The sequence below is a fragment of the Bradyrhizobium sp. ISRA430 genome, from assembly GCF_029909975.1.
Taxonomy (GTDB): Bacteria; Pseudomonadota; Alphaproteobacteria; order Rhizobiales; family Xanthobacteraceae; genus Bradyrhizobium.
In genome coordinates this window covers 6,832,159-6,852,908 of sequence record NZ_CP094516.1, presented here as the reverse complement: position 1 = coordinate 6,852,908, position 20,750 = coordinate 6,832,159, and the positions used below count along the sequence as shown (strand labels likewise).

Annotated in this window: 19 protein-coding genes; 5 read left to right on the top strand and 14 right to left on the bottom strand. The window is 58.9% G+C overall.

Annotated features, from left to right (window positions below):
• Window positions 1-17 precede the first annotated feature (17 nt).
• Complete coding sequence (locus MTX21_RS32585) at window positions 18-3,197, bottom strand: Ulp1 family isopeptidase (RefSeq protein WP_280968666.1); 3,180 nt, start codon at window positions 3,195-3,197, stop codon at window positions 18-20.
• A gap of 1,143 nt (window positions 3,198-4,340) precedes the next feature.
• On the opposite strand from MTX21_RS32585, the gene MTX21_RS32580 reads away from it, so the two are divergent.
• The gene (locus MTX21_RS32580) at window positions 4,341-4,895 is read left to right on the top strand and encodes a peroxiredoxin (RefSeq protein WP_280968665.1); all 555 of its coding nucleotides are present in this window, start codon (window positions 4,341-4,343) and stop codon (window positions 4,893-4,895) included.
• Between the two features lie 6 nt (window positions 4,896-4,901).
• A complete protein-coding gene (locus tag MTX21_RS32575; protein WP_280968664.1) occupies window positions 4,902-5,450 on the top strand; it encodes a carboxymuconolactone decarboxylase family protein in 549 nt (182 codons plus the stop codon).
• 234 nt (window positions 5,451-5,684) lie between these two features.
• On the opposite strand, the gene MTX21_RS32570 is transcribed toward MTX21_RS32575, so the two are convergent.
• From MTX21_RS32570 to nifH, 7 genes are all read right to left on the bottom strand, one after another.
• On the bottom strand, window positions 5,685-5,981 hold the full coding sequence (locus tag MTX21_RS32570) for a ferredoxin family protein (protein ID WP_027571403.1): 297 nt from the start codon (window positions 5,979-5,981) through the stop codon (window positions 5,685-5,687).
• Window positions 5,982-6,019: 38 nt separating this feature from the next.
• Complete coding sequence (locus MTX21_RS32565; RefSeq protein ID WP_280968663.1) at window positions 6,020-7,327, bottom strand: FAD-dependent oxidoreductase; 1,308 nt, start codon at window positions 7,325-7,327, stop codon at window positions 6,020-6,022.
• An 11-nt stretch (window positions 7,328-7,338) separates the two neighbouring features.
• Window positions 7,339-8,448, bottom strand: a complete 1,110-nt coding sequence (locus MTX21_RS32560; RefSeq protein ID WP_280968662.1) for an electron transfer flavoprotein subunit alpha/FixB family protein — start codon at window positions 8,446-8,448, stop codon at window positions 7,339-7,341.
• 993 nt (window positions 8,449-9,441) lie between these two features.
• The gene (gene nifW / locus MTX21_RS32555) at window positions 9,442-9,783 is read right to left on the bottom strand and encodes a nitrogenase stabilizing/protective protein NifW (protein WP_280968661.1); all 342 of its coding nucleotides are present in this window, start codon (window positions 9,781-9,783) and stop codon (window positions 9,442-9,444) included.
• A gap of 476 nt (window positions 9,784-10,259) precedes the next feature.
• Complete coding sequence (nifV, locus tag MTX21_RS32550) at window positions 10,260-11,444, bottom strand: homocitrate synthase (protein ID WP_280968660.1); 1,185 nt, start codon at window positions 11,442-11,444, stop codon at window positions 10,260-10,262.
• 297 nt (window positions 11,445-11,741) lie between these two features.
• Window positions 11,742-12,488: a nitrogen fixation protein NifQ gene (locus MTX21_RS32545; RefSeq protein ID WP_280970864.1), complete on the bottom strand. Its 747-nt coding sequence runs from the start codon at window positions 12,486-12,488 to the stop codon at window positions 11,742-11,744.
• A 176-nt stretch (window positions 12,489-12,664) separates the two neighbouring features.
• Window positions 12,665-13,549 carry a nitrogenase iron protein gene (gene nifH / locus MTX21_RS32540; protein ID WP_027571409.1) on the bottom strand — a complete coding sequence of 295 codons (885 nt, stop codon included), beginning with the start codon at window positions 13,547-13,549 and terminating at the stop codon, window positions 12,665-12,667.
• 573 nt (window positions 13,550-14,122) lie between these two features.
• Between nifH and MTX21_RS32535 the strand changes: the two genes are divergently transcribed.
• Window positions 14,123-14,536: an ArsC/Spx/MgsR family protein gene (locus MTX21_RS32535; protein WP_280968659.1), complete on the top strand. Its 414-nt coding sequence runs from the start codon at window positions 14,123-14,125 to the stop codon at window positions 14,534-14,536.
• A 449-nt stretch (window positions 14,537-14,985) separates the two neighbouring features.
• On the top strand, window positions 14,986-15,729 hold the full coding sequence (locus MTX21_RS32530; protein WP_280968658.1) for an OmpW family outer membrane protein: 744 nt from the start codon (window positions 14,986-14,988) through the stop codon (window positions 15,727-15,729).
• Window positions 15,730-16,165: 436 nt separating this feature from the next.
• Here the strand turns inward: MTX21_RS32530 and MTX21_RS32525 are convergent, their stop codons facing one another.
• Window positions 16,166-16,513: a (2Fe-2S) ferredoxin domain-containing protein gene (locus MTX21_RS32525; RefSeq protein ID WP_018319601.1), complete on the bottom strand. Its 348-nt coding sequence runs from the start codon at window positions 16,511-16,513 to the stop codon at window positions 16,166-16,168.
• Between the two features lie 531 nt (window positions 16,514-17,044).
• Between MTX21_RS32525 and MTX21_RS32520 the strand changes: the two genes are divergently transcribed.
• The gene (locus tag MTX21_RS32520) at window positions 17,045-17,446 is read left to right on the top strand and encodes a hypothetical protein (protein WP_280968657.1); all 402 of its coding nucleotides are present in this window, start codon (window positions 17,045-17,047) and stop codon (window positions 17,444-17,446) included.
• Window positions 17,447-17,906: 460 nt separating this feature from the next.
• On the opposite strand, the gene MTX21_RS32515 is transcribed toward MTX21_RS32520, so the two are convergent.
• From MTX21_RS32515 to MTX21_RS32495, 5 genes are all read right to left on the bottom strand, one after another.
• The gene (locus tag MTX21_RS32515) at window positions 17,907-18,380 is read right to left on the bottom strand and encodes a Rieske 2Fe-2S domain-containing protein (RefSeq protein WP_280968656.1); all 474 of its coding nucleotides are present in this window, start codon (window positions 18,378-18,380) and stop codon (window positions 17,907-17,909) included.
• Window positions 18,377-18,679, bottom strand: a complete 303-nt coding sequence (locus tag MTX21_RS32510) for a hypothetical protein (protein ID WP_341510918.1) — start codon at window positions 18,677-18,679, stop codon at window positions 18,377-18,379. Before MTX21_RS32510 ends, MTX21_RS32515 begins: the two co-directional genes overlap by 4 nt.
• A gap of 207 nt (window positions 18,680-18,886) precedes the next feature.
• Window positions 18,887-20,041: a DegT/DnrJ/EryC1/StrS family aminotransferase gene (locus MTX21_RS32505; protein WP_280970862.1), complete on the bottom strand. Its 1,155-nt coding sequence runs from the start codon at window positions 20,039-20,041 to the stop codon at window positions 18,887-18,889.
• A gap of 41 nt (window positions 20,042-20,082) precedes the next feature.
• Window positions 20,083-20,352, bottom strand: a complete 270-nt coding sequence (locus MTX21_RS32500) for a hypothetical protein (protein WP_280968655.1) — start codon at window positions 20,350-20,352, stop codon at window positions 20,083-20,085.
• Between the two features lie 34 nt (window positions 20,353-20,386).
• Entirely contained in the window at window positions 20,387-20,746 is a 360-nt protein-coding gene (locus MTX21_RS32495; RefSeq protein WP_280968654.1) for a DUF3024 domain-containing protein, read from the bottom strand.
• Window positions 20,747-20,750: the final 4 nt, after the last annotated feature.

The following is a 20,750-nucleotide window of genomic DNA, read 5'->3' as shown; positions in this document are numbered from 1 at the left end:
TGCCGGTTCCGCCGATATCAACCCCTCAGTCGGTTCTGCAGTGCCTGCCGGTCGACGACGAGATTACTTAGGTTCAGGTCTGGCTGACGTCTTCCCGCTAACCGCCTGGCCAGCGCCCGCGTACCGTCGAGCACAAAGACACCGCAATCGTAGCCGTTCCTCTGCTGGCGTATGGGGGCGTTTTGTAGGTTGTCTCCGGCTCCCACCCGCGCTGCGAGCATTGCTGCGGGTCTGTCATTGCGTCCCCGGGCGGAGTCGTAGTGGTAGGCGACCGGATTGTTGCGATCGCGGCGGTCCACCAGCAGCAACGACCAATGGGACCCGCGGTCATCGAGGTCCATGGTGCTGGCGTCATTCACCGGCAAGAACAGAAAGTCGGCTGTGTCGTTACCATTGGGATCATCGACAATCTGATGGAATGCGGATAGCGCGTCGGCGTTGGTACCCTGGCCCACCCGAAAGGCCATGAGAGGGTCTACAAACCGGGTCCGGGCGGCAAGATTTGGATTGCTCGCCCACAACTCGTGCGCCAGGAGTTCGTAGTCCCGCTGGATATGCTCGTCGCCCAGCCAGTCCCTGGCTCCGAGCACCCGCCCGCTGCGGTCGCCGGCAGAGGCGCTCGCAGCCGAACCGCCGACCCTGGCCTTAGGAGCCGAGGATGGGCCAGCATGATGGATCAGCTGAGCGTCGCGGCGTCCTCGCGGACCCAACGTGATGGAGTAGGCCTCCCCGTTGATGGAGACCGGCTGGGGAGCCATTCGCGAACTCGGCAACAGCATTTTATTGTCCAGTACATCGAGCAGAAAATCCGGCACCGGCTGTGAGCCATGCTGCCAATCCTCGCCGACGAGATATCCGATATCCTCCAGCTCTTGAGGTACGCCTGATGGCCCGATGAAGAACGGAGGTCTGCCGGCAGGGCTCTGCACCGGCCCTGACTGAGCATCGTCACGCATGTCCTGCGGTGTGGACGGCAGGTCAACCAAAGAACCGAGACCCCGATAGATGTCTGAGGACCGAGCTGGCTCACCCTTCGGCGTTGGAAAGTCGAAATAGGTCGGCAGTTGTGGGGACCAAGTCGAGCTCGACCCAGCCGGCTCCTGCAAGCCGGCCTGCCGAAACGGGCCTACGATCGGCGGCCACTCACTTTCGGACGGCGGCGTCGGCAAATCTCGCAGCCAGGACGAGGTCGAGCTCGACCCAGCCTGCTCCTGCAAGCCGGCCTGACCAAACGGGCCTAACACCGGCGGCCACTCACTTTCGGACGGCGGCGTCGGCAAATCTCGCATCCAGGTCGGGATGGAGGTTGAATCCGAGCCTGCTCTTTGCTGAGGAGAGGGTACACCCAGCGCTCTGTTTGCCTCGACGACTTGCGCATACTGCCTGAGCTTCTTGAGAGTCACGCCAGATTTCCCTTTGGCTTCGGCGTAAGCCCGGTAGTCTGCATCCAGCGAGCGTTGCTGCTCATTGTTGCCGTTGATTCGGCTCGCGATGCTCTCCCTACCCTCTGTGCGGAGCCAGTCGCTGAACTTGCGTTGCGCCGAGGCAGTACCTTGAATGGTTTTTCTTCTGTGCTGGGAACTCGGGTCGAGCTTGCTCAGCTCTTCGTTGGCGAGGCCCGCGATGAGGCGGGCGTCGTCGTCGTAAGGGCGAAATCCTTGTTGGGGCTCGAGACCTAGGTATTCTCTAAATGGATCGAGTGGGGCCGTCCGCTTTGTGGCTTTACTGAACGCCGCATAATCTGCGTTCAATGACGATTGCTGCGCAGGATTGCCGCCGATTCGGTCCATGATGCTCGGCCTGCCCTCCCTTTGAAGCCAATCACTAAAAGAGCGTAGCCGGGAAACCATCGTCGAAACGGCGGCTTTCTCTTTCTTGGTCGCGTCAGATCCAAGCTTGGACAGAGCGTCGGTCAAAAAGTCATCGATCGTGGAGATGTCCTCCGGATGAGCCGACAATGTTTCGCGCCCCATCAGGCGGGCCCCGGCACCGACAGCTTGGAGCCCGTCAGCCCCGATCCTGCGCAGGTGAGACAGTGCCGCGCTGAGGCGGTCACGATCATCGCCACCAGCTTCGACGTATTCGTCGATGTCGGCGGCTAGCGACCTTGGTTCATTGAACGCCCGAAGAGCCAATGGCCCCTTATTCTGGGCTCGGAGCCAACGAGCGAACGTGTTGAGCGCCTGCACATTGGACTTGATCGTAGCAGCCGGGACCTTTCCAGTCCCGCGGCCTCTGGTACCATCGGGAGTAATTCTGTAGTCTTTGACGTTTTCCACGAACTGGCGGATCATCCGCTCGTCCTGGGGATGCATCGGTTGCTCTCGCGTATTCACAAAAGCTGGGGCCGGAATGGGATTTCCAGCCAGGAAATTCTGGAGTGTTTCCAATGCTCCACCCACATAGTTCCTGCTATTGGCGCTGGCCACCTTCATGAATTCATCTTTATAGGCGGCTAGCCGATCAGCGTTGCCAAGCAGGTCCTTTAGCGTGATGCCTTTGGGTCGGAGGAACTCGCTGAACATTCGAAGAGCCGTCACGTAGTTCTCGATGGTCTTGGTCTTACGGTTCGCGCTACCCAATGCCGTCTTGAACTCTTCAATCAGCTCCAAGTCCTCTTCGGACGGTCGACTGCGCTTTGCGAAATCCATGCGGAGCTCTGAATAGACGGCGTCGGAGGACGAGCCCCCGGAGGACTTCTCCCGGCGACTTCCTCCAAAGACCTTGCCGAGCCCTGATTTGACCCGCGAGAACAGTCCACGGGACTTGCTCTCCTTGGTCCGCGCCTCCGGTTGTACTTCCGACGGCGCTGTGTAGCGCATGCTGCTGAATGGTCTGTCCCGCAAGTCAGATTGGTAATTGGTTGCGGCCGAGCCAAGATGAGCGTGCGGAACATCGACGCTATAACGCGTGCTGCTGAAGGAACTGTCCCGCAGGTTGGACCTGGGCGGCATCCGCATCGAACCACCAATATCCGTACGCTGGATATTTTCATGCGACCGGGCGGCTGGAGCCTCGGGGGAACTCGCCTCAGGCGAACTCTCCTCAGAAGAGTGGAGTTGCAGCTCGTCCAACTGCTGCTCGAAGCCAGCTTGATCTGCAGGCTCGGCAGCGGCCTCTTGCCGCGCTCGCTGCAGCTCTTGTTGCTCGGCATACCAGCGCATCCAATAGTTCGGATCGTTATAACCCGGCTCCACACCACTCTCCCTAGATGACGTAACTCTTCATAGCCGACCCAGAGTCACACTCCGGTGCGCCGACCATGTAGATTCCCGCTCAAAAAAGCCGGCCGACGAGATCGATGCCTGAACAAAAGAGACCCCATCGCACGCCGCTCCGAGCTCGTGCATTACTCACACCGGCCCAACCTTGCCAGCTGCAGCAGAGCGCCCGCTCCTGAGTGGCATCGCTAAAACCGAAAACAGTCCAAGAGAAACGAAAGCCAACTTGCCTCATCGGAAGAGCAACGGCCCTTCGCGTACTACTCCCCCCCGGCAAGGTCGCGTGCGGCACATCGGGATCGAAATTGGGCTGATCCATTGCCATTGGAAGACCTACCGGCATTTGATACTTGCGACTGAAAGTTTTGCTTCTCAGTCAATTCTTCGCCAATGCCCTCACATCCGCGACAAATCGGGTCGTGCCTGCACAGCCACATACCTAACGCACCTAAGATCTTGAGACATTGAGGTCTCTCCTTCTGATCATGGAGCTTCAGAGTGATCGCCGCATGTATGATCCAGACTGTACAACCTGACGCTACGTAGAGTTCAAGCCCCAATCGCCGCCGACGGCGAGCCTGCTTGACTTTCAAACGTTCAGGATCCGGCAAACCCTCGAGCATGGTGATCTACCGCCGCTTCAAGCGCCTTAATGCGCAAAGCGCCGTAGCCTATGATCACTCGCACCTTGTTTGGCAGCCGCGAGCATCTGGCCTTACTAGCGCAATCTGTTGTCGCGGCGATACAGCCGCTCTTGTTTGCGCTAGATGCTACGAACCTCGCGCTTCGTCAGGTTCGGTATTTCCATTCGATGTCGGCAGGCCGACAGTCATTCATCACATTGATGGCGAGATGATGCAGTTTGCTATTGAGGGACGCAGAACGGGCTTTGACCAGACGCTTGCAGGCGAACATCTCCGGCGGTCGCGCAAAGCAAGACTGTTTTCATGAACCTTGGCAAGGAAGCGCTTGGCTACAGATTTTTCCCAGATCGACGCTCCAAGCGCGCGGGCATGCCTATATCAAAGCCGCTGGACTCCACTCCTGAGAACGGATGGCACATAGCTTGCTTCAACAGTGAAGCCACCATCTACAGAAAGCAAATTTGTGAGGACAAGCATGCTCGGGATTGGAAGTCAGTTGCCGCCGTTCGAAATCACAGGCGTGAAGCCCGGTTTTCAAGCGCAGGAAGAAGGAGGACAGAGTGCATTCGAGACGCTGAGCGAAGCGAGCTTTCCAGGAAAATGGAAGATCATCTTCTTCTATCCCAAGGATTTTACCTTCGTCTGCCCGACAGAGATCGCTGAGTTTGCCCGGCTTTCCAATGAATTCGCCGACCGCGATGCGGTTGTACTGGGTGGTTCGACTGACAATGAGTTCTGCAAGCTCGCTTGGCGGCGCTCACATGTCGACCTGCACAAACTTCCAATCTGGCAGTTTGCCGACACAAAGGGAACGCTCGTCGACGGTCTTGGCGTGCGTTCACCCGAAGGGGTTGCCTATCGTTACACCTTTATTGTTGACCCCCAAAATACGATCCAGCACGTCTATGCGACCAATCTCAGTGTCGGGCGCAGTCCTAAGGACACGCTCCGCGTTCTGGACGCGCTGCAAACCGACGAGCTCTGTCCCTGCAACCGCGAAATCGGCGGCGCAACCTTGAAGGTTGCTTGAGGCAGCATGTCGTCGATCGAACAACTAAGCGACAGGATTCCCGATTTCGCGAAGGATGTCAGGCTCAACTTGACCTCCTTGGTGGCCGATGAGACGCTTTCGCCGCAACGAAAATACGGGCTGCTGCTGGCGAGCGCGATTGCCACCCGCAATGCAGCCCTGATTGCCGCGATGGAATCGGCTGCGTCCGCTATGATGACATCTGTGGCGGTTGCCGCAGCGAAAGCCGCAGCCTCCCTGATGGCAATGAACAACGTCTACTACCGCTTCGCTCACCTCGTTTCCAACCCGGAATACAAGACGATGCCGCCACGGCTGCGTATGAACGTGATCGGCAATCCCGGCGTGGACAAGTCCGATTTCGAGCTGTGGTCGCTTGCGGTCTCCGCGATAAACGGCTGCGGTGCGTGCATCGATGCCCATGAGAAGACACTGAGAGCCGCGGGCGTCAATTCCGAAGCGATCCAGACCGCCGTGCGCTTTGCCGCTATCATGCAGTCAGTGGCGATCGCAATCGAGGCCGCTGGGCCCAACCCCTCTCAGGCGAGAGGCTGATCCTTCCTCTGCCATCCGATCGACTGCGTTGTGGCGCCACTCCAGTGGCGCCACAGCCAGTCCTTCGCGGCCCTCGAACGAGCGGGACATCTGCAAGTCATGTCTTGCGCAGCGTCCCCATGAAGAGTGTCTTGCTCGAATTCCAGGCGCCGTGGAAGTGACGCGGAATGCGCCACAGATGCGGTGAGACCCTGTCGCCTAACGTCGGTCGCACCGCGGCCCTTCGTTCCACGATCACCCAAACTTGAACAGCACTCCATATCCGCCGCGCGGATGGCTCCATTCGATGTCGCCGGTGGGCTCGGCAATCACGCGGCAGGTACCGCACTCGATGCAGCCGTCAACGGTTATCTCGACCTGGCCGTCGTCGTTGAGCTCGTAGCATCGCGCGGGGCAGGCTTTCAAGAGTGCAAGTAGCTGCGGCGACGGCGTCGTGTGCGCACGGACCTTGACGTGAGGGTGACCGATGTCGACAAGATAGCGGTTGTAATACAGCTTGTCTTCGACGCGCACTGGGGGTTCGACATTCATGCTTTGACCTTCCATTGTTGGGCTGCACACTGTCGCGGTCATCGCCAGGCCCGGGCAAAACGACAAGCATCGCCGAACAGACCTGTCCATGACCGCGCCTTGACAAAGGATTTCAGGGTCGCCTTCTCCTTCTCAGCCTTGGGCGTACCATCGACGCGCACAAAGTTTTGCATCGCCTTGGAGATGAGCTGCGGATAGGTGAGAAAGAAGTTTGGTGAGTGGGTATGCATCAGGGGCGGAAAATCCTTGTACTTCTTTAGATCTTTGATGACGAAGGAATCGTCCAGCATCTTCTTGTAGATCGACAGATTTGTTGCACTCATCGGCTCGCCGCGCGATTTCACCAGACCTATCGCTTCAGCGGCGATGCGGCCGGAAGTCATCGCGAGATTGGAGCCCTCACGATGAATGGCATTGTTGAGTTGGGCCGCATCGCCCACTACGACCCAGCCTTCCCCATAAAGCTGCGGGATCGACTTGTAACCGCCTTCAGGAATGAGATGCGCCGAATATTCCTTGACTTCGGACCCTGCTATCAGGGGCGCCACAGAGGGATGCCTCTTGAATTGATCGAGCAGGCCATAGGGCGTCTGGCCCGTGCGCTGGAAGTCGGCGACGAGACAACCGATGCCGAGCGAAATGCACTCTTTGTTGGCATAGATGAAACCCATTCCGGTCATGCCGCGGGAAATGGTACCGGCCGCCTCGATCACGACGCCTTCATCGCCCTTGAGATTGAAGCGCGCCTCGATAGTTTCGCGAGGCAAGAAATGCATCTCCTTCACCGCGAGCGCAACGTTATCAGGTGTCGGCCGCGCGCGCAGGCCCGCGCGGGTCCCGAGCAGGCCATTGACCCCCTCGGCCAGCACGACGACATCGGCATGTATTTCGCCGTCTCGGCGATCTGTACGAACACCGACGATCCTTTCACGCTCGTCCCGTGCGAGCTCGGTGACGGTCGTCTCGCACAGCACGGTCGCGCCAGCCTCCCGCACCTTGGAAGAGAACCATTTGTCAAACTGCGCGCGTATAATCGTGTAGCGGTTCGGCCGCTCCTCGTTGAAGTCGTCCGAGCGGTAATGCATGCCGACATGGGAGCGATCGTCCATCATCCAGAACCGCTGCTCGATCAGGTGACGTTCGAGCGGCGCCTCCTCTCGAAATTCGGGGACCAGCTTTTCCATCATGTCGGCATAGAGGATCGCGCCCTGCACATTCTTCGATCCAGGATATTCGCCCCGCTCGAGCTGCAGCACCTTCATGCCGCGTTTGGCCATGGTCAATGCCGCCGCGTTGCCGGCCATACCGGCTCCGACCACGATCGCATCGAATCTCTCTTCAATCATCATCATCTCCTCTATACCGCGATCCGGGCGCGCGAATTCGGCAAAAGCCGGGCGCGAAATGCGGCCGTTAGCGCCGGTAGCAATTGGATGGCGTCACTGACGATCGCGAGATGGGCGAAGTCGAAGATCGGAGCGTTCTTGTCAGTATTGACGGCGACGATCAGATCCGCGCCCTCCACGCCAACACGGTGCTGGATCGCGCCGGAAATGCCGGCGGCAATATAGAGCTTTGGCCGGATGGTTTTCCCCGTCTGACCGATTTGCCGGTCAGACGTAACCCACCCTTTTTGTACCAGAGGACGCGAGCAGCCATATTCAGCGCCAAGCAGAGTTGCGAGCTCGCGCACCAACCGAAAGTTCTCAGGCGATCCCAGTCCCAGGCCGCCCGCAACTACGACATCGGCATAGGCCAGATTGGAGGTTTCTGCATCGCGGTCGGGTAGGAACGACAATACTTTTGTGACAATATCATCTTCGAGAAGGCCAAGCGGATGGACGATGATACGAGCGGCATCGCGTACGACGCGCTCAGGCATCGGCATGACCCGCGGGCGGACGGTTGCCATCTGCGGACGATAATTCAAGGTATAGATCGTGCAGAGCAGCGAGCCGCCAAAGGTCGGACGCGTCGCCGCAAGCGAACCATCGGCGTCGACGTCCAGCGCGGTGCAGTCGGCAGTGAGCCCTGTCGACAGAGTCGTCGCCACGGAACCTGCGAGATCGCGACCGAGCGTCGTCGCCCCCAACAGCAGGATCTCGGGCTTGTAGGTGTTGACGAGTTCGGTTAGCGCTTTGGTATAGGATTCGTTGCGGTAATCCGACAAAACATTGTCGCTCACGAGATAGGCCAGATCGGCGCCATAGCAAAAGGCGTCAAGCGCGGCGTTACGTGTGTGCTGCCCCTCCGGACCGATAACGACAGCGGCAAGATTCACCTTTAGCCTGTCGGCAAGCCTGCGCCCCGCACCCATGAGCTCCCACGAAACCGGATGCACCTGGCCGCGCTCCAGCTCGACGAAGACCCAGACGTGCTTGTACGCCTTAAAGTGCTCCGGCAGTTCTTTTTTGGCTGCTGCGCGGCCGGCCGCCGTCGGCATGGCCGTTCTGGTGACATTGCTCATACTCTAAAACCCCTCAAAGATAGGCGCGCCCGCGCCACAGTTTTTGCTTTTTAGCTTCGTTAACTGAAGATCACTTTTGGTCAGCAAGGGGCCGGCTGCTCTGCCCCGTCTGCTTAGTCCGACCGGCCGCACAACAAGACGCGTCGTCGCGATAGACGTACCGGTCTGGCCGGATTTGGAGAGGTCTTCCAAACTGGACCCTTGCGCGCCAGGTTCGACGAGCGCTACCGCGGCGGCCAGGGCGCCGCGGTGATTCTGACCGGTTGCTGCCATGCCTGAGTTGGCGAGTCCGTTCGCTGCGCAATACCTGCGCCTCACTTTCGGCCCGGCGGCTCCACATTGACGGTGACGACGAGAGCGATCCCGGCAACGCACCTGTCACGCAATCCATGCCGAGCCTCCAGCACCGAAAACCCGTATGGGCCGACGTTGGCCCTCTTCCTGACGCATGTTGCTATTCGCCATGAGATGGATACGAATCTGAGCGGAATCGGGGGCCGATTTGCGGACGACGCTGTGCATACCCTCTCCAGGTGTAGCGCGAAGGGGCTACTTATCCATTGACCACCATCTCACCGTCGATACGGAACTTCGATCGCGTCAAAGACCGTTTCGAACGGACCTGGCGCGATCGTAGGCCACGAGATGATGGCGCAGCGCTCGGCAGGCAGTAAAAGCAGCATCATGGGTCTTCCTTCAATCTCATCTCGGACGACTACCATCTGTCGACATCGATGATCGGATCGGCAGGACAACAGCAAGTGTCGTACCAGTTGCAAAAACCGCTGAAAGTCGGTCCAAAGCATTGGTTTGGCAGACACTTGAAATAGCCGCTGATACCGTGGACACGACCAGTCCAGACATGGGTCGGGAATACGACAGGCGCCGCTCGGGTCATGGCGGCAGAGAGTTGACCCGGATGAAGACGAAGGCCCCACATCGGGTTGCCACGGCGCCCCGTCGGGCAAACCTTGCTTGCAGTGGAGCGAGAGATCACTTCAGCTCGCTCAACGGGACAAAGGCCGCGGCCTTCTTAGGCTCTGCGACGGCATCCTTCAAAACCTTGAACACTCGCTGGTCGATCGGTGTCGATGCCACGAAATCGGCATAGGCCTGCTCCAGCATCGCCTTGCACCGAGCTCTGATTTCCGGCTCTGCCGCACCAGTAAATTGCTCTTTGGCAAAATATTGTCCCATGCGCTTTAAGATGTGAAGGCGCGCGACATTCACGATTTTAGGGTCGTAATCGACGCCAAGCAGCGAAAAAAAATCCTCTGCCGACGAGGCCTTGCTGAGCCGATCCAGGATACCGGCTGCCGGGGATGAGTTGAGCATCGAAAATTCTCCTTCGGATTAGCTCTGGACGGTCAATGAGATGGGGTCGCGCCCGTTCACTGCTGCCGTCCTGCCTCGCACAGCTGGTGCGCATCGCCAAAGCCTGACGCCGGAAAGCGATGCCCTCAACTTCGCTGCCCAGATCGGCAGGCCCGCCGGTGACGACGTCAGTCCCGATGAAGATCCGGGATCAATGGCGAGACCACGATCGAGGTTGACGCTCGTCAGGACGGTCGCCGGACCGGAAATCAGCCGCGCGAGAAGACGCCGATTGGCAGTCCGGGGACGGCTCGCCATTGGATAGGAGATCACAGCATGTATGGCGCAACGATAAGTAAGATCTGGAGGTGACATCGCGCCCGGGATCTGCCGTACGAAAGCTGGGCGCCGTTCGTCCCCATCAGCGACATCAAACGCCCTCCTTGCGGCGCGTCTGTTTGCGAATGGTCGACGCAAACGCTGCTGGACACGGCTTTTCACGCGGGGTGGGTTGCTAGGCATCCGCACACGTCGCGCCAGATCGCCGCCACGGTTTCGCGCTCGACCGGCAGCTTGTGCTCGATGGCATATTTGCGGACTCGCGACAGGATCTGTCTGGCTTGATCGGTGCTGGCGACGAGCTGCAGTTCATCGAGTAACGCGGTGATCGCCGCAAGTCCGGAATGCTTGCCGATCACAAAGCGGTTGCAGCGGCCAAGCAAAACGGGATCAAGCGATTGATAGGTGCGTTGATCCTTCAAAAGGCCATCGACATGAATGCCGGATTCGTGCGTAAATACATGCTCGCCGACGATCGCCTTGTTCATAGGAATCGCACGTGCGGCCGCGGCTGCTACCACCGCGGCGACGTTCTCGAGCTCCGGGAGTATGATGCCGGTCTCGCGCCCGTAGAGCTGCTTGAGTGCGACCGCGATTTCCTCGAGCGGTGCATTTCCGGCCCGCTCGCCCAGCCCGATGACGGTCACTGAGGCGTGGCTCGCGCCAGCCTTGATGGCGGAGAGCGTGTTGGCGGTTGCGAGTCCGAGATCATCGTGACCGTGAAATTCGAGTTCGAGATCGGTGGTCGCACGCAAATTCCTGACCAGCGCGTAGGTTGCGTCGGGATCGAGCACGCTAAGCGTATCTGCAATGCGAAAGCGACGCGCGCCCGCGGCCTTTGCGGTTGCCATCAGTCTGATGAGAAAATCGGTGTCGGCGCGGGAGGAGTCCTCACCACCGACGGCGACATCAAATCCGCGCTCACAGGCATAGCCTACCACTCGCTTCACCCGTTCCAGCGCCAGGTCGCGATGACCACCTAGCTTGGCCGCGATCTGGACATCGGAGGTCGGGATCGACATATTGATCATGGACACCTTTGCTTCGATCGCCGCGTCGACATCCGATTCCCGCATCCGGCACCAGCCTATGGTGGTCAGCGGAAGATCTGCTTCGACAATGGCGCGGATGGCGGCGATCTCCTCGTTGCCCATCGCCGGCGTTCCCGCCTCGATTTCCGTGACTCCGGCCCGCGCCAGCGCCTGCGCGATCGCGAGCTTTTCCTCTGTGGTGAACGCAACGCCAGGTGCCTGCTCGCCGTCGCGTAACGTCGTGTCGTTGAGCACGGTGGACCAAGACGTTTTGGCGGCGGTGCTGGCGGCAATCACGCGAGAGCTCCTCATTGTTTGACCTACCTAAGCTTCAGCAACCAGCATAATGGGTTGCCTGGGACGACGAGCTGCATGACGAAACTAACGCTTCTGTCCTCGACCTTCTTGCAAATCGATTGTCGCAAATGCGACAGGCTCATGAAGCGGACGCCTTGCCTGCTGCTACGCCGAGTTCGAACGTTAATGCAATTGCGGCGCGCCAGGAGTGAGAATTGTCGCGGAGCATTTGGGGCCCGCCGCCGTCTTGGACACATGGTCACTCACTCGCATCGAAACGGCGTCAGCCGCGCCCTCAACCTCCCGCGCGGCTTACCAAATCCGGCGAGGTTTCTCGGATGACTGGGCGATAGCGGACCCTTGTGGCAGTTCAGATGGCCAGTCGCCGGCAACAACCGGCCGAGGCGCCTGCAACAGAAAATCGCGCCGGCGCTCGGCCATCCGGCTCTCACCGCTTTCTTCGCCGAAGCAGAGGTTGAAGTCGTCACATTGCTTGCACACGGGCGTTGTGCACATCACGAGGCCTTCATTCTCGCAAAGCATGCGGTAGAAGAAGCGCTTCCAGCGCATATTGTTGACATTGCGCGCGGCGAGCGGCGCGAAATGGCGGCTCAGCAGCCGAGAGAGTTCGCCGCGATTGCGCAAGCCAAGAGCTTCCCAAAGATGGCCTGGCTCAATGGCGCGGCGCGCGATCATCGCAGCCAGCCAGCGGCCGATATCCCCTTCCGTCGAGCGTTGCTTGAGTAAGAGATCGCGCAGCATTCCGATCTCGTCGTCCTCTTCGCACTTGAAAGCCGAGAGCTGCTCCGCGAGCTTGATCTCAAGCGAGGGAAAGTACTGCTCCAGCAAGGCCGCCAGTTCAAGGCCGGACAGGCCGGCCTTCTCGGGAAGGGAGCCACCATCCATTGTGGCAGCCGCCAGGATAGACGCCAGGACATGGCGATCGAGGTTGCTGTCAATGGCAATATCGGCATCTGCAGGAGGCACACCGGTGAGCAGGCGGTAGGTTGCAATTCCCCTGTGCATCTGGCTGTTGGCATTAACGGCACAAGCAGCCATCAACGGAAGGAAGTGCGCTTCGGACGTAATTTTGCGGGTTTCCACAGTGGTCACGTTTGCGCTGCCGCATCCTGGTTTTGATCTGGGTCGATCGTCAGAATGCCGGCCTCCCGGGATGGGCGGTGAGGGAGACCGGCATCCGTCGCGCGCCTTCACAAGGCCGCGACTCGCGACCTTTACGAGGCCGCGAGTTCGGCGGCGGTCTTGCCGATGATGGATTCATCCACGGGTTTCATAATGCCATGCTCCATGAGCATGTCCTCGAGCTCGTCCATGGAGATTGGGGTCGGGATGATGCCTTTGCCGCCATTGTTGTGAACCTTGGTCGCAAGATTGCGATAGTGATCTGCCTGCTTGGAATCGGGTGCATATTCGAGCACCGTCATGCGGCGTAACTCGGCATGCTGCACCACGTTGTCGCGCGGCACGAAGTAGATCAGCTGAGTGCCTAGCTTCTTGGCCAACGCTTCCGCCAGTTCTAGCTCCTTGTCGGTCTGCCGCTCGTTGCAGATCAGACCGCCCAGCCGCACGCCGCCAGAGTTCGCGTATTTCAGGATGCCCTTGGAAATGTTGTTCGCGGCATACATCGCCATCATTTCACCGGACATCACGATATAGATTTCCTGCGCCTTGTTCTCGCGGATTGGCATCGCAAAGCCACCGCAAACGACGTCGCCGAGCACGTCGTATGAGACATAGTCAATGTTCTCGTAGGCGCCGTTCTCCTCCAGGAAATTGATTGAGGTGATGACGCCGCGGCCGGCGCAGCCGACACCCGGCTCAGGACCACCGGACTCCACGCAGCGAATGTCCTTGTAGCCGACCTTCATTACGTCCTCGAGCTCGAGGTCCTCAACGCTGCCGGCGCTCGCTGCAAGGCTCAAAATCGTATCTTGCGCCTTGGCGTGCAGAATCAGGCGGGTCGAGTCCGCTTTCGGATCGCACCCTACAATCAGGATTTTCTGACCCATCTCGGCCAGCGCCGCCAGCGTGTTCTGCGAAGTGGTCGACTTGCCGATGCCGCCCTTCCCGTAGAACGCGATTTGTCTCAGTGAAGACATGTTGCTCTCCATCAACCGATTTGCCAAAAGTTGCGCGCTTCTTGCGCGCGAGCTTGTTTCTCTCTCAGAAACGGGGGCACACGGGATCGAGGGAAGGAGCGCATCGCTCGCCTTACGCGTCGGCGTGCACTCAGCCCTCACTCAGTGTTGCTGCCGCTTATTAGCAACCGCCGTGCCAACGCTTGACCGCGCTCCTTAAGCTTCTGATTACGTTTCATAAAACCAACCAGCCGCTGAGTGATCCCGGCTGTTTTGGATCTGACAGGATCTGCGGCTGTCAGAAATCGAACAACGACCACAACCATCAACGCGAAAAGCCGGTTTGGCGGGACCTGTTCCGATGCGTTCAGGTGTGGAACGTAACTTGCTGCTCTTCTTGCAAGCCGGGCGATTTGAGGAGAGTGAATATGTCGGTCGGGCTCGAAACCTGGCGGCCCAGCGGCGAGTGTTGCAAATACGGTACGGCGCTTGGTGCTTTGACATTGGAGATGATCGGGAAGAAATTCGAATGGGCTCCCGAAAGCAGCAGCGCCGTGCCAATCGTTCAGCTCAGCGCGCCTACATAGGTATATCGTGGCGACAATCATCTTTTATCAGAAGCCCGGCTGCGCCACTAACGCGCGTCAGATTCAAGCGCTAAAGTCCGCCGGCCACGACGTGATCGCCCAAGACATCCTAAAGAAGCTATGGGATGCGGAGGAATTGCGCGGGTTCTTCGGCAACATGCCCGTCGACTCCTGGTTCAACCGAGCTGCGCCCCGTATCAAATCAGGCGAAGTCAATCCCGATACTATCGACGCGGCAAGCGCACTCGCATTGATGGTGGGCGATCCGCTCCTGATACGACGACCGCTGATCGACGTAGACGGGGCACGATGTGCCGGACTCGATCATGAGCCCGTGCTGTCGCTGCTTAGCCGCAAGACGCAAGATGATCTCGAGGGATGCTTGCACGAAGCAAACCGCACGCGTTGTCCCCAGACGTGAGGAAACGGCGGAGCGCACCCCCAGCCCATCAAACGAGGCAAAGATGACGTTTCCCACTTCCGGCTTCCTTCACGGGCAATAGACGACGGGACCTTCGCTGAGACGGCCCGCGCGAGTGGCGGCTCCGTAATGGGCATCGCCTATATTGCGCTCGAATGCCGCGCTTCTCGACCTTGTGAGAGGCCGCGACAGTTGCCGCCTTATCGCGCATGACGTCCGCGGCCTGGATTGGATCAGAGCACCAAGCCGAGAGGCGGTTTCTTGAAGAGACTCGGCTCTCTCAAATTGAATAACGATCAGAACAGATCACCACGCTTCGCGGCCGTGATCCTTATGCAACTTAGCGACATAATTGCGCTATGACCGCTCCCATTTTGATCGGTATCAAATCCTCCGCCATTCCCCGTGTGTGACAGAGATCTCGCGCGGCTCTTCGCGCGGACTTTGGAATGGAGAATTCGATGAGAACAAAGACAGTTCTGACGAGGGCATCGCTCCTCGCGCTAGCGACTTCGTTGGCCAGCATCCCGGTACAGGCTGCGGATCTGGGTCGGGCGCCGATCTACTATAAAGCGCCCCCGATCGAACCCTTCAATCCATGGATGATCCGCCTGCGCGTGCTTGGCGTTTTGCCGGATACCGCAGGCAGCTCGGTCAGCGTCGTCGGGGCGCCCTCGCTGTCCTCACCAAGTTCTGGGCTTTCGATCAGCGATCAAGCCATACCCGAGCTCGATATCACCTATTTCTTCACAAAAAACGTTGCCGCCGAACTCATTCTAGGCGTGACCAGCCATCACATCAGCGGCAATGGCGCGCTCACTGGCCTCGATATCGGCCAAGCCTGGCTGTTGCCGCCAACACTGACCCTGCAATATCACTTCACCGATTTCGGCGCGCTCAAGCCCTATATCGGCGCGGGCATCAACTACACCGCATTCTTCAACCAATCGGCAGCCAACACGTCGCTCGCCGGTCTTGCCGTGACGGATTTGCGCATCAGCAACCAATTCGGCGCGGCGGTCCAATTCGGCTTCGATTACATGCTTGATCGTAACTGGGGCCTCAACTTTGACGTGAAGAAGCTATGGCTGCGGCCGGAGTACTCCGCGACCGTAAACAACGCGATTGCCGTCACCGGGCGCGCCAACATCGACCCATGGCTCGTCAGCGGCGGCGTCACTTACAAGTTCTGACGCTAGAACAGGACCAGAAAGGGGAATCCCTTTGATCAACCCGGACGCGGCGAGCTTATCGAGCGCGTCCCCTAACCTCACCGCAGTGCAAGCAGAGCGAGATGACGCGTCAAGGACGCGTCATCTCGCGAGACGCGGGGAGCCATTCGCAGCATTGCTCTCGCTGTGAGCTGCGTATCGCGCGGCATGGAGTGACGGTACACAACAGATCGACCCAGCATATGATCATATTGCTGTTTCGTCGCGCGTTGCAAAGGCGCCATTTGCATATTGGGCCGGAGAAGAAGGGCGGCAACGTCAATGACCTGCCGTTCGCAGATCCGGGGCGTGAGGGCTACGCTCAACCTCAGACGATCCGAGCTCCGAGCGGCCAGCTCGTTGCCGGACAATCCGTCGATGCTTGCTAGCCCGGGCCAGTGGCCGTTAATCGAAACCTCTAGCTTCGCTTTAGCACCATCACAAGGCGGTCCACACGTTTGCCCTGCTTGAGGTGGGAGTTTACGATTTCGTCAACATCCTCAGGCGTGGTCGCGCGATACCACACTCCATCGGGATAGACGACCATCAAGGGACCAGAGTTACAAAAGCCAAGGCAGCCTGCCATCGTGAAGCCAATATCGTTGAGGCCTTGCGCTTCGATCGCCTTGCCCATTCGATCCCACAGGGCTTGCGCGCCGGAGGCGCCACAGCTGCCGTGCGGATGAGTTGGCGGACGCTGCGTGTTGCAGGCAAAGACATGATGCCTATAAAGTTGAGGAAGCTCGAATTCGGTTTCTGAGTTCATGCGCCTATCCTGTGATCAAGGGGCTTCATCTGAGAAGAGACAAGGTGCGAGCACATCGCCCCGACAATCTCTTACGATTAAACGCGGCATCGACCAATTGATGCTACTGATTCCCACTCGCGCTTGCCAAAGCAGGCGAAATGAGCGGGCGCCATCGTGATTGTCGTCGCTGAAGATCAGCGATAGATACCTTCGCGTCCGGAGCAGCCTCCTTGATCAATTCCAACCTCTTCTGCCCTCATCGCGATCTTTCTACTCCTGCATCACTTGCTCACCATCCAACTTCTCCAAAGCAAGTTGCACACCAGATGCGTAACGTTCGTTTCTGCAACGATCCCTTGCTTTGCGCGACTCACAATTATTGCCGAGGTTGCGACAATGTCGTTCGCTTCTGTTTCGGACACGACAAACCTCGCATAGCGTTTGACCTCCCGCTTCAACCTTCTGCAGTTCGTATGCAGAATAACCGAGAGTCTCGGTTATTTTGCCCAGCTCTTGCGCTACCATATCTTGGAATGATCAGCGATCTTCATGACCCTCGAGCCGCCTAGCGAGGAGCTCGACGATCGCGCGGTGAATCGAGCGCTCTGTTCTGCCATGGATGATCGGCTAGCCGCATTGACCGACGCGAGCCCACAGCATCTTTTTCGCCCTGAAGCTGGACGCTGCGTTCCGCCGCTGCTCATCTATCGTTTACTCAACAGATATCGCCTGTCGCGAGAGCCCAACGAGGCAGGGACGATCGCCGAGCCAGCTTTGAGGCTGCAGACCAAGCCGGTCGCAATCCCCATCGGCAGCAACGTTAAACCGGCAACACAGCGGCCCCAGATTTGGCCCACGCTTCGCTCGATACACGTCAAGACGCGCTTGCAGCGGCAAATGCGGAACAACGAGCACGTGCTCATTAATGCATTTGCTCCTAACCGGCCCTAGCTGACGATGGTGACGCCATTCGCTAAGGGCGTCGCACGAACGGAGGTTTGGCATGGCAGTTGCACCGCCGGCAGTAACGCCAGCCGCGCCGGCCGGCCTTCTGACACAGGATCGTCATTCCTCCTGCCCAAACGGTCCTGTCAGTCTGGGTCCCGCCATTCTCTCAGCCCAGACGATGCCCTCGGCGAACTTCCAGCCGCCGGGGGCATTTCCCGCTCAAACATATCGCCGGCGGTAGGAAGCATGTCCCGCCTGCCGGCTCGATTTGACGAGCCAGCGCAAGAGCAGCTTGTTGGTGCGGCGGAGGTCGCGGAGTGCAAGGCCGCAATCCGGCGAGGTGCCCGCTTTTTTTCACAAATCAAAAGCCGTGACACGCATCTGCCAACGCTCACGAGTACGATGGCCTCGTCCGACGGCAAAGCGCCTCATGCAGCTTGAGCACAACAATGCGATAGGGCCGTTAGTCCGGATGGATCGTGATATCCATGGTTTCGTCGCTGTCCCCGAACGGGTCGGCAAACCGATCGTCCTCCAGGAGCTTGACGCCGCACAGGCAGACGTCACCTTCGATCACGGCGAGCGCTAGCGGCTCAAGCGATTGTCCATCGCAGGGGCCGTCGATGCACATCCCAGTGTCGATCTCGAATCTTGCACCGTGCCGGCCGCATCTGAGAAAGGAGCGGTCCGCCGAGAAAAACGCACCGCAGCCGATGTTGAGCCAGACGCTCTCATGCGGACAACGATTGACGTAACCAAAATAGTCGTTGCCGAAGGTGCGCACCACAATAATTGGAAACGGCCGGCTCTCGCCCCTATCATCGATCCGCGACAGGCTAAAGCCCATGGCCCCACTCCGCTCGATGGCATCGGCCGGACAGACGACAAAAACCTCGATGTGATCGCTCATCAGGTTGCCGATTATTGGTTCGCTCATCCCAGCCTCGCAGTTTCCTGCTTGAAGGCTTCGATCGCAGTCCGGCTCAGCTGAAAAATCCCACGGCCACGAGCGAGCGGCCGATAAGCCGAGCTGGCACGGGCGTTGAGGACATCAAACCACTGGTTCGGCGTGAGCTTCGCCGGACGCTCGCTGATTTGGATCACCCTCCCGTTCGGACCGAAGCGGACGTGGATGATGACTTGTTGCGAGTTCATACCGATCCCCTGTTTTGGTAACTCGAAAGATCCTGAGCGGACACCGAGAATCTCGACTGTGATGTGCTTGGTTTCAGGCACTTTTTGAGCATTTCTCTTGCGGCCTTAAGACGAGTGCATGCCTCCAGCGGGATCCGGCGCGCTCCCGCCATGTGGATCACGATGTGTGCCCGGCAACGCTGCCACAAACGACATATCCTCGGTCCGTTGGCTCATCTCTCGCGATGAGAAAAACTACGATCATCGCAGTTCAATCCTCGCTCTTCCGTGTCGTGGATGACGAGCATCTCAGTAAATCGCTGCACCCGCTCCCACGTTGATCGACGCATCTTTCATGGTCTCGACGATAAATTCGATCTGCTTGTTCGTGAGATGGGTGTGAAACGGAAGCGCCAGAGCGCGATCGGATATTTTTTCCGCAACCAGGAAATCGCCACGCCGATAGCCGAAGTCAAAGTAGTGGCGTTGCAAGTGCAGCGGCTGGCTATAGGCGGCGCATTCAACCTTTGCGCCGCGCAGATCATCGATAATGGCGTCGCGCCCCGATCGCGTAAAGCGTGTCCCCAGATGAACGAGATAAAGCAACCAGTTCACCTCGGTCACATCGGGGCCAACATAAGGCGGCTTGATGCCCTCAAATGATTGCATATGCGCGTTATAAAGCTGCTCGACCAACCGACGCCGCTCCAGAATTTCATCGAGACGCTTGAGTTGCGCTAGACCCAAGGCAGCCGTGAGATCGCTCATGCCGGCCTGATAAGGTGCCGTGCTACCGACAACAACGGAGGATCGCTCGTCCAGGCGATGGGCGCGATGGCGACGCAAGCCGACCGCGATGTCGATATCGTCGGTCACCACCATTGCGCCTTCGCCACAGGTTAGGGCCACCGGCTGAGCAAAGTCGAACACCGCGATGTCGCCAAACCGGCCGGCGAGCTCACCCTTATAGCTCGATCCGATCGCCTCGGTGGAATCCTCCAAAAGCAGCAGCTGATGGCGCTGCGCGACCGCGCGCAGCTCCGACCATGGCGCTGGATGACCGTTGGGATTGCCGGCAACAATCGCCCGCGTGTTGGCCGTGATGCGCTCTTCGGCCTTCGCTGGGACTAATGCTCCCGACCAATAGTCGATATCTGCAAATACCGCTCGTGCGCCTGCGAGACTGATGGCATGCGCGGTCTCACGAAAGGAGTAGGGCGAGGCGATAACCTCCTGCCCCGGGCCAATGCCGAGCGCCCTCAGCGCAAGGAGGAGCCCGATGGTACCACTCGAGACCGCAACGGCATACTTGCGGCCAAGATAGGCGGCGAAAGCGTGCTCAAACGCCTCAGTGATCCGCCCGTTGGAGATTTGCGGCGAACACATCAGCGTTTTCACGGCAGAGAGCTCGGCGAAGGTGATATCAGGATCGGACAGTGGAATGAATGATGCATTCTCCTCCACAGTGTGCGCGCCATCAAGCCGATACTCTGCTAGTTCAGTGGTCACCGTCCAACATTCCTTTTGGCCAATACGATGCCGGTCGCCCGCGTCGGATCGGCCGTAATCTGCACGCAGTGATCCGATCCATCGATCAGATGAAGGTCGAAACGCGGAAACTGCCGGAACGGCTGATCCGCCACATCCGACGCATCACAGCACACCCAAGCAAACTGAGGAAAGCGGCGCCGCAGCTCGACAAACGGACCCATCTCGGCGCCATCGGCTGCAAGCAACCGCTCGATTTCGATCAATTCCTCCGCGGTGAGCGCCATCGTGGCTCCTCTATGACTCGTGAAAGGCGGGGCGTCATTGCCAGAACAGACGCTCCGGATCCGCATTCAATTCGTCGATTGCAGAAGTCAACCGATGGTAAAGGCTGTAAAATTCCCAGATTCCTCGCGCGTGGTTCTTGCGAAACAGCTTCCAGATCCCGCTCACGGCATCATAAAGAATCAGCGCGACATCGATGAGAGCGCCATCCTTGTCGATGTTGCGCGAGCAACAGGGGCTCTCGACGAGGTAGCCGCCCCTCACCGGCGTCACGTTCGGCGAGACGTAGAGATAGCGCTTGCGCGAGCTCAAGCCGCGCTCGATCCGTTTGCGATCGAGCTCGTTGGGGTGAGGCACCAGCCCGGCCTTTACCTTTCTCATCAGCGCAGCATTCATGGCG